Genomic DNA, 14,705 nt, shown 5'->3' with positions numbered 1-14,705 from the left:
AGGATTAACCGCTTACATCGTTCGAAATTTGCACAGTCACTTCTTTTTTTAATTCAAAGATGTCAAACGGCTTTCCGAAGAAGGCGACGACACCGAGTCGTTTCGCTTCTTCCATCGCTTCCGTTTCGTCTAAAGCGGTCATCAGAATCGTCCGGATCCGTCGTCCGACCTCGTCCTGATGACGCAATACTTCAAGACCGGTTCGGCCCGGCATATTGACATCCATCAATAATAAGTCGTATTCCGTCTCTTTCAGCCGTTCAATCGTCTCAAGACCATCGACAGCGACGTCGGTCGTATACCCCTGTGCCCGAAATAATTGTGCCAGTAAATTCCGAATCCCCGGTTCATCTTCCGCGATGAGTAATCTTCCTTTCATCTCCCACACTCCTCCTCTAGTTATTTCCATTCTACATGAAAGCAAAACTTGCTATATACTATCCATGAGAGAAATTTAGAAAGGATGTTAGAAATGCTGAAAATTTTAGCGACACAATTCAACGGAAAACTACAAACGCTTACAAAACAGGAAGACGAACTGTTTGATGTCGTCCGCCTGCTCGCTCAGGCACTCGTCGGTCAAGGAAAAGTCTATCTCGATGCCTACGGCGAGTTTGAAGGGCTTTATCCGATGCTGTCCGACGGTCCGGACCAGATGAAGCGTGTCACGAAAATTAAGGATCATAAAACCCTTCATGCGGTCGACCGTGTGTTGATTTTCACACCGGATACGGAGCGCTCCGATCTGCTGGCGTCACTTGCCCGCTATGATGCGTGGCATACGCCCTATTCGATCATCACGCTCGGCGACATGACCGACACACTGGAACGGTCAATCGCACCGCTTGCCTTGAAATTCGATAAAGGTCTGCTTCCGGCTGAGGACGGTTCCCGTCACGGTTTGCCGAGTCTCGCGCTGGGTGCCTTCCTGTTGACGCACATTTTGACGCAATTACAAGAGATGACGGAAGAGTGGGAATGACGCTTTTCTTCTATAATAATAAACAGAACACCCCTGTCTCCAATTTGGAAACAGGGGTGTTTAGCCGTTCGCTAAATTTCTTACTCACCAAGCGATGCTTGGATGAAGTCATGGAACAGAGCTTGCGGACGCTCTGGACGCGAAATTAATTCCGGGTGGAACTGACACGCGACGAACCATTTGTGTTCTGGAATCTCGATAATTTCAACGAGACGGCCATCCGGGCTTGTACCGGAGAAGATCATGCCGTTTGCTTCGAACTGTTCACGGAATTCGTTGCCGAACTCATAACGGTGACGGTGACGTTCGTATACGAGTTCACTCGAGTACGCCGCACGTGCTTTTGAACCGTCTTCAAGCTTACATGGATAAAGACCGAGACGAAGTGTTCCGCCGAGATCCTCGATATCTTTTTGTTCCGGAAGCAAGTCGATGATCGGATACGGTGTCGCCGGATCGATTTCTGCCGAGTGAGCACCTTCTAAGTTCAAGACGTTGCGCGCGAACTCAACTGTCGCCAGTTGCATACCGAGACAAATTCCGAAGAACGGTACATTGTTTTCACGGGCGAAACGGGTTGCTTCGATTTTCCCTTCGATTCCACGCTCTCCAAATCCGCCCGGGACAAGGATTCCGTTTGCTGAACCGAGTAATTCCTGAACGTTGTCACGTGTGACGTCTTCTGCATTGATCCAGTCGATTTCGATGTCACTGTTGAAGGCGAAACCGGCATGTTTCAAGGCTTCTGCAACCGAGATGTACGCATCACGGAGTTCGACGTATTTCCCGACAAGAGCGATTTTCGTTTTCTTCTCGAGATGTGTCACAGTGTGAACAAGTTGTTTCCATGCTGTCATATCAGCAGCCGGCGTATCAAACTTGAAGTAGTCACAGACGAGTTGGTCCATGCCTTGACGTTGTAAGTTAAGCGGCACTTCGTAAAGCGTCGATGCATCCTTCGCTTCGATGACCGCTTCCGGACGTGTGTCACAGAAGAGGGCAATTTTATCTTTCATTTCTTGCGGTACATCATGTTCTGCACGAAGCACGATGATATCCGGCTGAATTCCGTAGCTGCGGAGTTCTTTGACACTGTGTTGTGTCGGTTTCGTCTTCAGCTCGCCTGCAGCTGCAAGATACGGAACAAGCGTACAGTGAACGTACATGACGTTCTCTTTTCCGATATCGTTTTTCACCTGACGAATGGCTTCGATGAACGGAAGCGATTCGATATCCCCTACTGTTCCACCAATCTCTGTGATGACGACGTCAGCGCCTGTTTCTTTTCCGGCACGGAAAACACGGTCTTTGATTTCATTCGTGATGTGCGGAATGACCTGAACCGTTCCACCGTTGTAGTCGCCACGGCGTTCTTTTTTAAGGACCGTCGAGTAGATGCGGCCTGACGTGACGTTCGCATTCTGACTGAGGTTGATGTCGATGAAACGTTCGTAGTGACCAAGGTCAAGATCGGTTTCAGCGCCGTCATCCGTGACGAAAACTTCCCCGTGCTGGTACGGGCTCATCGTTCCCGGGTCGATGTTGATGTACGGGTCGAATTTTTGGATTGTGACGTTGAGGCCACGGTTTTTCAAGAGACGAGCGAGTGATGCCGCCGTGATCCCTTTACCAAGCGAAGATACTACCCCACCGGTTACGAAAATATACTTTGTCATGATTAAATTGCTCCCTTCTCGAGTCCAGAAATCTGTCAGAGGTCGTTAAAAAATAAAAAAGCAAAAGTGCCCCCATTCACAGGAGACACTTTTGCTGAAATTAAGCACGTTGCTTAAAGAAGCCCATGACTAACTTACGTCATTCCGAAAACTTCGTCAAGCAGATTTTTAAAGAAAAAAATCACACGTCCTTGTGTCAGCCGTCAACGAAAAAACTACCATTTTCATGTTCAAAAATGGCAGGTTGCGGTTGTTAAACTTCTTCGTCATCTTCCTCGAAATCTTCGAGGTCTTCTTCATCCAAATCGTCTTCGAGGTCATCAATGACCGCAACTTTTTTGAATGTGTCTTCTTCGCTGTCGTCTGCTGCATCATAATCAGCAGTTTTCGCGAATGTATCGAGATCATCTTCGATCGTCTCGAACTCATCTTCTTCCGCGTCATAGTTGAACTCTTCTTCGAACTCATCGAGTTCACCACGTTGACGGGCTTCAATGACCAAATCCTCATCCGATTTATCGAATGGGTACCAAGCACGAAGCGACCAACGGTTAGCTCCGACGTTAACGAAGTTCCCATCGATGTTCATGTCCGTATAAAGTTGGGCAAGTTTCTCGAACTTATCCTCTTCATTTTTAAACGTATGATATTTTTCGATTTCTTTTGTGATGTCATCGAAAGTAATAGGCTGTTCGCCCGCTTCTTGCAGCATTTCATTGACGAAGTTAATCAGTGAAAGATCGGTAATTTCTTCTTTACTTAAACGGCTGAGGCTCATTGTGACGGCCACTTCCTTTCATTTGCGTTCAATCCATTACTTCTCATTATACGCAAAAGGGCTTTTAAAAATCCAGTCCCTCGTAAAAAAAGATTCTCCGAAAAGGAAAATCGGGTTTTTGACAGGGTCGAAAAAGGAATAATCCAAAAGAAAAGAAGGAGGAATCACGGATGGATGTGACAATTGAACGGGTGAACGAATTTGATGGATACAACTGGCTTCCGTTACTCGCTAAAAGTTCCCAAGAAGGATTTCAACTTATCGAGCGAATGTTACGAAGCCGCCGGGAGGAATCGTTTCAAGAAAACGGGGAAGCGATGTTCGTCGTCCTGTCGATGACCAATCAAGTCCTCGCCTGCGGTGGATATATGAAACAAGTCGGTCAATCCGGAACGGGTCGGATCCGCCACGTCTATGTATTGCCGGAAGCCCGATCGCACGGAATCGGGACTGCCTTACTGGAAAAAATCATGTCTGAAGCTTTTTTGACGTATGACCGGTTAGTCCTCTACAGCGAACAGGCCGATCCATTTTATCAAGGGCTCGGATTTCAACTCGTTTCCGGTGAAAAAATCACGCACACCATTGATAAAACATCCTTCGCCAACTCAAACCGATGAATTGACATATCGAGAAGTATCGATTAGATTGATGGCATGACACATCAAGTAGATCTTTTCAAAGCGTTGTCGAACGAAGTCCGTCTCGACATCTTACGCTGGCTCAAGGATCCAGAGACTCATTTCAACAAACCGGCCGCTCACTTGTCAACGAATCTTGCTGAAAAAGGAGGCGTCTGTGTCGGAGATATCCAGGAGAAGGCAAATTTGTCCCAATCCACCGTATCCCAGTACCTGGCGATGTTACAAAAAGTCGGATTGCTCGAATCCGAACGTCACGGCAAGTGGACGTATTACCGTCGAAATGAAGAGAAAATCAACGAGTTGGCAGAGTATCTAAAAGGAGAACTCTAATGGGTTTTCCTTTGTTCATATATCGACAATTCTCGATATATAGATTCGACAAAGAAAGAAGGAACGGATTGTGAAATTCATTTATTACCTGTTGGCTCTACTTGCCGGAATCGCGCTCAGTATTGAAGGCGCCATCTACGGAGAACTTGGCAACAGCATCGGGAAACTCGAAAGCAGCTTTTATAATTTCTTTGCCGGTACAATCATCATCGGTATCATCACCCTCTTTTTCGGAAAGGGTTCGCTCGGCTATACATTCAAGGCACCGAAATGGACGTTGCTCGGCGGATTGCTCGGGAGCATCTATTTGACGATCCTGATCATCAGCATCCCGCTTGTCGGTGTCGGACTCGCCATGATCAGTGTCATCATCGGTCAGATGATCGCCAGCATGATCATTGAACATAAAGGCTGGCTCGGAAGTCCCCGCGTCGCCATCAACAAAGACAAATTAATCGCATCCGGCCTGATGGTCATTGCGCTATTTTTGATTTTCTAAGGAGGAAACTTGATGAATATCGCATTACTCGGGATGACACTGCTCGGAGGGATTCTCCTCAGTGCCCAGTCTTCAATCAACGGTGCCTTCGGTCAAAAAGCCGGCGCACTCGAAAGTACGTTTTTAACTTTTTTCACAGGCATGCTCCTGCTCGCCCTCGCCGTCCTCTTTTTCGGACAAGGAGATGTTCTGCTGATTCTTGATGCTCCCCGGTGGCAGCTCAGTGCCGTCTGGTTTGGTGTCAGTTATCTCTTCCTGACCATCCTCGCTGTCCCGAAAATCGGGGTCACGGCAGCAAGTATCGCAACCGTCATCGGACAGTTGTCGGCCGGAATGGTACTGGATCACTTCGGGACATTCGGTGGCGTCGAGGTGGCATTTGATTTTAAACGTTTTGCCGGTCTTCTGTTCATGTTAGCCGCCTTGTTCTTCATTTACCGCGGCAACAAACGGCGTGTCGAGGCACCTGCCTCCGACTCGATGGCTTCTTGAGACCATACAAAACCGGGAGTGTCTTCAACTCGAAGGCACTCCCGGTTTTTCGTCTGCTTACTTTTTTAAAAAGGCTAATGCATCAATCGCCAGCTGATGATCGGCTTCCTGCGATAAACCCGATACGGTAATCGTTCCGATGACACCGACCCCTGTGACGCGGATCGGGAATGACCCGCCGGCATCCGCATAGTCCGCCGGATTGACAGCATACATCGTATGATACGCACGCTGTTTCGCTTCATTATACAACCGCATGTAGAGTGAGCTGTGTCCGTGCCGGAGGACGACGTTCGATTTTCGCCGTATCCATTCTTCCTGATCGGGTGCCGTCCCGTCAAGTGCTGCATAAAACAACCGTTGCCCGTTCCGTTTCAGCTCGATGGCAACGCTGAGTTTATCCTGTAAGGCCCGGTCGATGACATACTGTCCGGCACGGAGGGCATCGTGATTCGTAAACTGACGTAATGTCAGTGTCTCTTCTTGCGCCAACAATTTCGTCAGTTTCATTGATCCCACTCCTTCCGGAAGATTTTGCGTCCCGTCTCACTGCTCAAGCGAACAGCCTCGATGAGTTGCATCGTCTTGAGAGCATCCGTCAAATCAACCGGTACGTTACCCGTCTTCAGCCCTGTAGCAAGCGCTTTGTAAAAACCAAGGTAGTTGCCCGGGAGTGTCGCCAATCGCTCGGCCGGATGATCGGCAATCTTCAGATATCCAAAGTCGGTGGTTTCCTCTTGACCAATTGAGGCATCGACGGCTTGTCCTGACGCAAGGCGTGCTTCCTGCGGATCCATTCCGTATTTGATGTAACTGCCACGTGTGGCATGCAGTTCAAATCGCGGGGTCTTTCCTTGAATAAACGAATTCGAGCGTAAGACGACCCGGCGTTTTCCGTAATGCAATGTAATCTGGAATCCGTCATCCGTCTCCGCCCCGTCACGCTGGAATAAGACATCTCCGACCACAGCATCCGGTTCACCGAATAAAGCAAGCGCCTGATCAATCAAGTGGGAACCGAGATCAAACAAAATACCCGAACCCGGTCCCGGCTTTTCGCGCCAACGATCCCGGACGACCGGACGATACCGGTCAAACCGTGATTCGAACAATTGCCAATCCCCGATTTCATTCATCTCGACCAACTGTTCGATCGTCAGGAAATCGCCGTCGTATCGACGGTTTTGATAAACCGCGACATAAACGCCGTGCTGCGTTGCAAGACGCTGTAGCTCCGTTGCTTCTTCGAGTGTCACGACCGCCGGTTTTTCAAGCAAAACATGTTTTTTTGCTTCGACGGCTTGTTTCGCCATCTCAAAATGTAAAGCCGTCGGAGTCGTGATGATGACCAGTTCTGTCTGTTCATCTTCCAAAGCCTCTTCGAGCGTCCCGATCACTTGTGCTTCCGGGAACACGGTCGCCACTTTGTCCGCCTGGCTTGATACGACTTGCCGGACCGTGAATTCGGGTAATGCTTGAATCAATGGAGCATGAAACGTTACAGCTGAAAATCCGAATCCGACCAGTGTCGTTTGAATCGTCGTCATGTTTATTCCTCCTCTGCTATTTCCAGTAAGACCTCCGCTTCGTGCAACCAGGCCTGCCACTGTTCAGGCGGTCGTTCATCCGTAATCAGGACATCGATCTGAGCAAGATCACAGACTTTGTGCAGAAATCGTTTCTCGAACTTCGTATGGTCCGCCAGTACGATGATTTCCGCGCTACTGCGGATCATCGCCTTTTTCACGATTGCTTCTTCCAGGTTTTCAGCGAATATCCCTTGTTCCGTCAGCCCACATGCTCCAAGAAACACACGGTCGACCTGATAGTTCAAAATATCATCCGCCGTTTTAATACCGACGAGACTGCGCGCATGCCGGTCCAACTTCCCTCCGGTCACATACAAATCGATTTCGGGACGGGCTTCGAGTTGGTCGACAATCGCCAGTGCATTCGTAATGACCTGGAGCGGTTGCGCCGGCAGATGAACCGCCATCCGGGCGACGGTCGAAGCCGCATCAAGAATGATTTTTTGCTGCGGTTGAATATACTGAACAGCACGTTTGGCAATCCGATTTTTTTCCGGCTGTTCGGTTCGCCGGTCGTACTGAACGGTCGTGTTCGTCCCAACACGGATCAAACCGTTTTTGACCCGGATGATTTTTCCTTCCCGCTCCAGTTGAATCAAATCACGCCGGGCCGTATCACGCGAAATGCGGTACGCCTCCATCAACTGATCGAGTGAAATTTCAGGTGCCGTCTTGATCCATTCCCGCATTTGTTGAAGTCGATCCTGTTGCGCCATGTTGCCTGTCCTCCCGTTCTTTTTCTTCATTTTAAGTTTTTTGATTAAATTATGCAATTTTAACGCAAAATAACTTCAGTGAATTCGGGTAAAGAACGGTATAACCAGGAATTCACGAGGAGGAATGATGTATGCGTACGATTTTCATCACCGGTGCTTCGTCCGGAATCGGTTTCGCGACGGCGACACGTTTTGCTGAAGAAGGATGGACGGTGTATGCCGGTACACGTGAACTGACACCGGCACTCGAACAAGCCGCCTTACCGCATCTGCACTTTCTTGAAGTCGATGTAACTGATCTCGCGAGTCTAAAACAGGCCGTTTCCGTCATCGAGCAGGAAGTTGGTCACTTGAATGCTTTATTTTGTAATGCCGGTCAAGGATTGTTACGGGCGCTTGGACAAGCGACGAGTTATGAAATCAATCAATTGTTCGATATCAACGTGTTTGGTGTCATGCGGACCATTGAATGTTGTCTGCCGCTCCTGAAAGCCGCTCCGAACGGCAGCCATCTATTAGCCACCTCGAGCATCAGCGGACTCGTCGGTCAACCGATGAATGAAATCTATTGTGCCAGCAAGTTTGCACTCGAAGGTTTGTTCGAAAGCCTCGCCACTTACTACAAACCGTTTTTCTCGATCGACGTCACATTAATCGAACCGGCTGCCGTCGAGACGAACTTCACGGCAAACGTCCTCGATCGTTTGGAGCAAACGGGTGGTCTTCATGACGATGATTTCAAACCGATCGTCGAAAGTTATTTACGGACGTACCGAGTCCGACACGCCGAGCGCCAGTCGCCGGAAACGATTGCCGAGTTGATTTTTGAACTCGTCCATGCCGATGAAAAGCCGTTGCGCGTTCGGACGGCACCGGAAGATGAAGCTTTTGTTGCCCATAAAACGGCGAGCGATCCGTCCGGTCTTATCGGGACAATCAAAACCCGGCAACTGACACTAAATTTAGACTGATTTCCCTTTTATTCAAAACAAAATCAGATTCGTTCTTTGCTTCTTTCTATAATGAAGCTATCTCTTTAAATTCATTTTAGAAGGACGGTTTTTCATGGCACACTTATTTTTATACACGGCCGTCTACTTGATTCCGACGTTCATTATGTTTTATATGGCCATCGACATCTTGTTGCGAAACCCGAAACGCTCGCAGCATCGCTTGCTGAGTCTGTTCACTTTCGCCTACGGGATGCTGTTCCTCGGCGAATTTTTCCGTAATGCTGCTCCCGTCTCCATGAGTCCCGCTTTTGTGACGTACTGGTTCGGTAATGCCGGATTACTTGTCTTCAGTACATCGCTCCACTTCATCTTCCGTGTCTCGAATCTGTGGAAAAAGATGCCGCGCTTTCTTTACCCGGGCATCTTTTATGTACCGATGGTCATTGTCCTGATTACGTATATCTTTCAGACGAATGTCATCAACAGTCAGCAATTTGAAAGGATCGGTTCCTTCATTTATCCGGAATTCAATGCATCGTACTTAATCACGATGACTGTGGGAAACGTTTTCCACCTTCTTGTAATCGGCTTACTGTTTTATGCCCGGACTCAATTGCGGGATGCACGGCGCGGCATCATCCATGTTCTGCTGGGTGTTGCACTCCTGGTTCTCGTTTGGGATGTTGTCTTCGGATACAACTCGTTTTACGGAGTGATGCCACCCTATGCCTATATGTACGGCGGACTGTTTTGGGCGGGTGCTTTAACGATCGCCATGCGCCGGTTTGATTATCTTGCCTCTTACCAAAAACGGTTTGCGACGCTTTACAACTTAAATCCTTCGGCGATTCTGCTGCTTGACCGTCACGGACGGATCGAGAGTGCAAATCCAGCTGCTTATACGCTGCTCAAGGAACAAGAATTACTAGGTCATCCCTTCGTCGACTATCTGCCGGAGAAAAAGCAACGGGGTTGGCTTGAGCATTATGAGATCCATTTTGCTTCTCAGCGTAAATTCAATGAATACGAAACAAAAATTCTGACACTCGAGCAACAGGAACGCTATGTCGTCATGGACGCGGACTTTGTCTTCATCGAACAGGAGATCCACGGGATGTTGCTTATTCGGGATATCCAGTCATTCAAAGAAGCCGAGCAGACGATTCGCTTTTTCGCCTACCACGACCCGTTAACGAAAATCCCCAACCGGCGTAATTTTTACGAACGGGCCGGACAAGCAATCCTCGAACAGGACAGTATCACGATTGTCGTCGTTGACCTCGACGGCTTTAAAGGCATCAATGATACGTACGGCCATCAAATCGGTGATGCCTTTTTGATTCATTTGGCTCGGTTACTGGAGCGGACCGTTGAACCGCTTGGCTTCGCTGCCCGCGTCGGCGGTGATGAATTCTTTTTACTGTTGCACAATCAAACACCGGAACAGTTGCACCAGTTCGCAACTTCCCTCTTACAGACCTTCCAGGATAATCCGTTTACGCTCGCGGAAGAGTTGATCGAGATTCGAACAAGTATAGGGCTGAGCTATTCACCCGATCACGGTATCAGTTTGGATACATTGATTCATCATGCTGATCAGGCCATGTATCATATCAAATACAATGGTAAAAACGGATACCGGATTCATGATACACTCGATTCGGTCCAACGACCGTCCGAAGGAGGCTCACGATGATTTCCATGCTTGCGATTTTTTCACGGTTATTCAAAGGATTACGCCATGCTTTCCAGTTATCTTATTTTCGCGGTCTATTGATACTTTGTCTGTTGACGTTACTGTCCGGAACGATTTTTTACAGCACCCAGGAAAATTTAACCGTCGTCGATGCTCTTTACTTCTGTATCACGACGTTGAGCACGGTCGGTCATCCGACGTTCGCTCCCGTCACGACACTCGGGAAAATCTTTACGATGGCCTACATCACAATCGGATGTGGTTTATTCCTTACGTTGATTGCCACACTGGCCTATGTCTTGATCAAGGAACAAGAAGACTGAAAGGGGATGTCTGGATGCGGCAAGCAGCCATTCAAAATAATTTCGATTGGTGTCGTCTGATTTGCGAATTACATGGATGTACCGTGACAGAAACACCGGATAGCTGGCTCGCGAAAGGTGACGTGCCTCCGCTCTATCCGGAGATGATGGTCCGCTCTCACCAACAACAGCTGGACCTGTCCGGGATTACGAGCGTCAAGGATTGTACCGCCAGTTACGATTTTTCACGCGCTGGACTGACCCATCTGTTCACGGCGGAATGGATTACGCGCCATCCCATTCTTGATCGCCGGGCACTTCCCGCCGATTGGACCGTTGTGACCAATTCAAGTGAGGCAACACGTTTTTTCACACTCATTGAAACGGAAGATTTACCGAACAGCTTGTTTGCCCGTTCGGATGTCCGCTTATTTTTTTCGGATCATCAGCAAGCAGGTTTTATCGCCTATTCGAACGGTCAAACGACGGGATTGTCCCACCTGACTTCGGATTACCTGGATGAACGGCTCTGGGATGATGTCATTCGCCTCAGTTCCGCCCACTTTCCGGGGCAGCCGCTCGTCGGCTATGAATACGGCGATCAATTAATCACAGCACTCGAAGCCGGGTTTGATGATATCGGTCCGCTCGCCGTGTGGATAAGATGAAATTAGTCTAAATCGATTCAATTTCGAGAGTATATGTATGAACCCTTATTTCCTTGTCTTCGATAGATGTGCTAAGGTTGGCATCACTCAAAAAGACAAAAAGGAGGTGAGGTTGTCTTTTATCCTACTAAAAAATATTGTTTATCCGACAGCCAAAATTCATGAAAAGAACAACTTTTTTCACTTTAAATACATTGGGCACGAAACGCGGCGGGCTTGTCAAAGCCGTCATCAAACGAGCAAATACGGTCGCCGCTGCTGAACCAGACCGGGCTGTCCATCTTTTGACACTTGGTCTCCAGACTCAGATCGATAGTACCCGAGAAGAGATGATACAGCTTGACCTTCTGAATCCGCATGTCCAGGTCACGAACCTGATCCATACGTTAGGACAGCAGAAGGCAAACGAGAAGCAGACAAAAGCCCGACTCTTGAAACGGTTAGATCGGCACTTCATTGTCTTTGATGACGTAAGCCGGACGGAAAACGATTCCTACCGTATCTTTGACAATGGCGTCTACGTCCAATATGTCCGTTTTGATGCAATGGATCGGCTTGTTTTCATCGATTATTTTTCAGATACACGTCATCGACTAAAACGGGAAGAATATCTTGAAAACGGACAACTTTTCCAAATCGTTCATTATTCCAAGACGACGAACAAACCTGTCTCACGCCAGTTTCTTCACGGCAACGGCACCTGTTATTTAACACTTTGGCACAAGATGAATTCCGTGGACTGGAGTCATCTGTTCTATTTCGGAAAAAACGAACAGCTCCAATTCAATGACCCGGCTGCTTTTTATACGTTTGCGCTCAGTCACTTATTGGCACAGTATCCGGCTGTCCTGCTGACGTCCGAATTCCGGGACCGTCTGCCGAACTTACCGAAACAGAACCTGGACGCCGTCGTACTGAACGTCAGGCATCCAAACATTCGGAAAGTGGCATTTGGACACAGCAATCATTTTGTTTCGCCTTTTGATGAAACCGCCGCCGTCAGTGGTGTCTGGAATACTTTGTTCAAACGGATTGATGAGTGGAGTGCTGTCATTACAGCGACATCCCGACAGGCCGACCATATGAAGCAACAGTTTGGTCACGCTTCCCTGTTCCATTCCATCCCGCATGCGTTTACGAACACAGTGGCGGATGCGCTTGTTGTTGATCCCGTCAATCCGAATCGATTCGTCGTCGTATCACGGATTCAGATCAAAAAGGATGTCGCAGAAACCGTTCGGGTGATGCGTCGGATCGTCGATCATAATCCGAATGCCTTCCTTGATTTCTATGGGTTCGGTTATAACGATCAACTCGAAAAAGATCTTTTGGCATTGATCAAGGAACTGGCTTTGACCGATCACATTCACTTCAAAGGATTCGTCGCTGATATGCGGGAAGCGTATGCTGGTGCCGTCGCAACGCTCTTCACCTCACAATCCGAAGGGTTCGGGATGGCGATTCTCGAAAGCATGAGCTACGGGATTCCGGTCATCGCTTACGATATTTGTTATGGTCCGGCAGAAATCATCGAGGACCGGGTGACAGGACGTCTCATTCCTAAACGAGATACGGCTAAGTTCGCCGAAGCCGCAATCGACTTGATGATTCATCCCGATGCCCGACAACTGATGGGATCACGTGCCGCTAAAGCACTTGAACCGTTCTCGGATCAACACTATGAAACGCGTTGGGTGAACTTGTTAGAGACACTTGATGCCCAGACCGACTGATTTCCAGTCGATAGAAAAAAGTATCGTTTCGCCGGATCCAACAGATTCGGCAGAACGATACTTTTTTGTGTTACATCAAACGGCTGATAAAGGCTGTCGCAATCCCGAAATACACGAGCAACGACAGGATATCGTTCAGCGTCGTGATGAGCGGACCGGATGCAATCGCCGGGTCGATATTCAGACGATGCAAAATCAGTGGAATGATTGTTCCGGCCAGTGTTCCGAAAATCAATGTGATAATCAGTGAACTGCCGACGACGAGACCAAGAATCGGGTCCCCTTGCCAGACATAGGCAATGATGGCAATCAAGATGCCACATGTCACACCGATGATCAGACCGACACGTAACTCCCGGAGAATCAGTCGGGTGACGACTTTTTTGTCGACTTCACGCGTAATCAAACCACGAACGACGACAGCCAGCGACTGGGTCCCTGTATTTCCGGTCATCCCGGCAATCATCGGCATGAAGAATGCCAACGCGACGACTTTTGATAAGGTTTCCTCAAACTGGCTGATGATTGATCCTGAAACCAGTCCGATGAATAATAACAAAATCAACCAGGGTAAACGCCGGGTCGCGGCCACCCAGGGCTTCGTATCAAAATCAATCGACTTACCGGAAGCGGATAACTTCTCGATGTCTTCGTTGGCTTCTTCCCGTAAGACGTCGAGGGCATCATCGACCGTAATCAATCCGACGAGGACGTCCCCTTCGACGACCGGCAACGAAACTAAATCGTAGCGTTCAAACATTTTCGCGACATCCTCCTGATCGGTCTCGGACGAGACGCTGATCACTTTCCGGTCCATGACGTCCGCAATCCGCTCGTCGTTACTCGCAAGAATCAAATCACGGTACGAGATGACACCGACGAGCTGACTCAGCTGATTGACGACATAGACGTAATTGATCGTCTCCGAGTATTCGATATAATCGCGCATCTTCTCGATCGTCTCGCCAATCGTCGACTCATCCGTCACCCAGATGAAACGGTTCGTCATCAAGCGGCCTGCCGTCTCTGCCGGATACGTCAGTAAGTTTCGAACAATCAAGGCTTCGTCCTGACGCATACCGGATAACAAGCGGTCGACTTCTTCTTTTGGTAACTCTTCCAGTATGTCTGCCAAATCATCATTTTCCATCAAGTCCATCACGTGACCGGCATGCTCGACATCAAGGCGTCGTAACACCTCGAGTTGCTGTTCAAGTTCAAGTTCCTCGATGACGTCCGCCAAACGCTCATGATCGAGATAACGGAGGAGCCGTTCTTGCTCCGTCGCACCGAGCTCACCATACCAGTTTGCTAAGTCATATGGATAAACTTCTTCAATCACTTGCTGCGCATCTTCACGCCGCTCTTTCACCAATGCCTCAAGTAACAGCAACTTCCATTGTTGTTCCTCTGACTGACTCATCCTCTCACCCCCGCGTTTTTCTCCTCTTCCATCTTAGCACGATGTTTTCAAAAGCACTTCTACGAAAGCAGTTGACATTTCTTTCATCCCACCTTAAAATTTGCCTAAAGGAAACATTATTAGTTCGGAGAATAATCTATGTAATTAGGCAAACTCTTTTTTTAGAGTTTTTCTTGCCCTAAGGAAACATTTGTTTCCACACCAAAAATAAAGCAGTTGAAAGG

At 48.4% G+C, this 14,705-nt stretch carries 17 protein-coding genes; 10 read left to right on the top strand and 7 right to left on the bottom strand.

The genetic code is table 11. The annotated features are described in order from the left end of the window. Window positions 1-4: 4 nt before the first annotated feature. Complete coding sequence (locus MUN34_RS00355) at window positions 5-379, bottom strand: response regulator (RefSeq protein ID WP_026827306.1); 375 nt, start codon at window positions 377-379, stop codon at window positions 5-7. 93 nt (window positions 380-472) lie between these two features. On the opposite strand from MUN34_RS00355, the gene MUN34_RS00350 reads away from it, so the two are divergent. Next, on the top strand, window positions 473-982 hold the full coding sequence (locus MUN34_RS00350) for a DUF2529 family protein (protein WP_026827305.1): 510 nt from the start codon (window positions 473-475) through the stop codon (window positions 980-982). An 80-nt stretch (window positions 983-1,062) separates the two neighbouring features. On the opposite strand, the gene MUN34_RS00345 is transcribed toward MUN34_RS00350, so the two are convergent. Together MUN34_RS00345 and rpoE are read right to left on the bottom strand one after the other, a co-directional pair. Further along, window positions 1,063-2,658, bottom strand: a complete 1,596-nt coding sequence (locus MUN34_RS00345) for a CTP synthase (protein WP_012371598.1) — start codon at window positions 2,656-2,658, stop codon at window positions 1,063-1,065. 253 nt (window positions 2,659-2,911) lie between these two features. Then, window positions 2,912-3,436: a DNA-directed RNA polymerase subunit delta gene (gene rpoE, locus MUN34_RS00340; protein ID WP_012371599.1), complete on the bottom strand. Its 525-nt coding sequence runs from the start codon at window positions 3,434-3,436 to the stop codon at window positions 2,912-2,914. A 170-nt stretch (window positions 3,437-3,606) separates the two neighbouring features. Here rpoE and MUN34_RS00335 point away from each other — a divergent pair, with 170 nt between their 5' ends. From MUN34_RS00335 to MUN34_RS00320, 4 genes are all read left to right on the top strand, one after another. Then, window positions 3,607-4,056 (top strand): GNAT family N-acetyltransferase, encoded by a 450-nt coding sequence (locus MUN34_RS00335; RefSeq protein WP_247856565.1) that lies wholly within the window; start codon window positions 3,607-3,609, stop codon window positions 4,054-4,056. A gap of 36 nt (window positions 4,057-4,092) precedes the next feature. After that, window positions 4,093-4,410 (top strand): ArsR/SmtB family transcription factor, encoded by a 318-nt coding sequence (locus tag MUN34_RS00330; protein ID WP_026827302.1) that lies wholly within the window; start codon window positions 4,093-4,095, stop codon window positions 4,408-4,410. Window positions 4,411-4,480: 70 nt separating this feature from the next. Then, window positions 4,481-4,909: a DMT family transporter gene (locus tag MUN34_RS00325; RefSeq protein ID WP_026827301.1), complete on the top strand. Its 429-nt coding sequence runs from the start codon at window positions 4,481-4,483 to the stop codon at window positions 4,907-4,909. A gap of 12 nt (window positions 4,910-4,921) precedes the next feature. After that, window positions 4,922-5,401 carry a DMT family transporter gene (locus MUN34_RS00320; RefSeq protein ID WP_247856564.1) on the top strand — a complete coding sequence of 160 codons (480 nt, stop codon included), beginning with the start codon at window positions 4,922-4,924 and terminating at the stop codon, window positions 5,399-5,401. A gap of 57 nt (window positions 5,402-5,458) precedes the next feature. Here the strand turns inward: MUN34_RS00320 and MUN34_RS00315 are convergent, their stop codons facing one another. Genes MUN34_RS00315 through MUN34_RS00305 form a run of 3 tightly spaced genes read right to left on the bottom strand, consistent with a single transcriptional unit; the run spans window position 5,459 to window position 7,706 of the window. Beyond that, window positions 5,459-5,911, bottom strand: a complete 453-nt coding sequence (locus MUN34_RS00315; protein ID WP_026827299.1) for a heme-degrading domain-containing protein — start codon at window positions 5,909-5,911, stop codon at window positions 5,459-5,461. After that, a complete protein-coding gene (locus tag MUN34_RS00310) occupies window positions 5,908-6,948 on the bottom strand; it encodes a Gfo/Idh/MocA family oxidoreductase (RefSeq protein WP_247856563.1) in 1,041 nt (346 codons plus the stop codon). Before MUN34_RS00310 ends, MUN34_RS00315 begins: the two co-directional genes overlap by 4 nt. Before the next feature lie 2 nt (window positions 6,949-6,950). Then, a complete protein-coding gene (locus MUN34_RS00305; RefSeq protein WP_247856562.1) occupies window positions 6,951-7,706 on the bottom strand; it encodes a DeoR/GlpR family DNA-binding transcription regulator in 756 nt (251 codons plus the stop codon). 131 nt (window positions 7,707-7,837) lie between these two features. Here MUN34_RS00305 and MUN34_RS00300 point away from each other — a divergent pair, with 131 nt between their 5' ends. The 5 genes from MUN34_RS00300 to MUN34_RS00280 all read left to right on the top strand — a co-directional run bounded on the left by MUN34_RS00300 (window position 7,838) and on the right by MUN34_RS00280 (window position 13,058). Beyond that, the gene (locus MUN34_RS00300; protein WP_247856561.1) at window positions 7,838-8,677 is read left to right on the top strand and encodes an SDR family NAD(P)-dependent oxidoreductase; all 840 of its coding nucleotides are present in this window, start codon (window positions 7,838-7,840) and stop codon (window positions 8,675-8,677) included. 94 nt (window positions 8,678-8,771) lie between these two features. Further along, complete coding sequence (locus MUN34_RS00295) at window positions 8,772-10,355, top strand: GGDEF domain-containing protein (RefSeq protein ID WP_247856560.1); 1,584 nt, start codon at window positions 8,772-8,774, stop codon at window positions 10,353-10,355. Next, complete coding sequence (locus MUN34_RS00290; RefSeq protein WP_026827294.1) at window positions 10,352-10,678, top strand: potassium channel family protein; 327 nt, start codon at window positions 10,352-10,354, stop codon at window positions 10,676-10,678. The genes MUN34_RS00295 and MUN34_RS00290 overlap by 4 nt, the downstream gene beginning before the upstream one ends. A gap of 14 nt (window positions 10,679-10,692) precedes the next feature. Further along, complete coding sequence (locus MUN34_RS00285) at window positions 10,693-11,325, top strand: hypothetical protein (protein ID WP_247856559.1); 633 nt, start codon at window positions 10,693-10,695, stop codon at window positions 11,323-11,325. Between the two features lie 161 nt (window positions 11,326-11,486). Then, window positions 11,487-13,058, top strand: a complete 1,572-nt coding sequence (locus tag MUN34_RS00280) for a glycosyltransferase (RefSeq protein ID WP_247856558.1) — start codon at window positions 11,487-11,489, stop codon at window positions 13,056-13,058. A 70-nt stretch (window positions 13,059-13,128) separates the two neighbouring features. Here MUN34_RS00280 and mgtE read toward each other — a convergent pair whose 3' ends face one another. Further along, on the bottom strand, window positions 13,129-14,481 hold the full coding sequence (gene mgtE, locus MUN34_RS00275) for a magnesium transporter (protein ID WP_026827291.1): 1,353 nt from the start codon (window positions 14,479-14,481) through the stop codon (window positions 13,129-13,131). Window positions 14,482-14,705: the final 224 nt, after the last annotated feature.

Source organism: Exiguobacterium sp. 17-1, from assembly GCF_023096305.1.
GTDB lineage: Bacteria > Bacillota > Bacilli > Exiguobacteriales > Exiguobacteriaceae > Exiguobacterium_A > Exiguobacterium_A sibiricum_A.
This window is presented reverse-complemented; position numbering and strand designations above follow the sequence as displayed.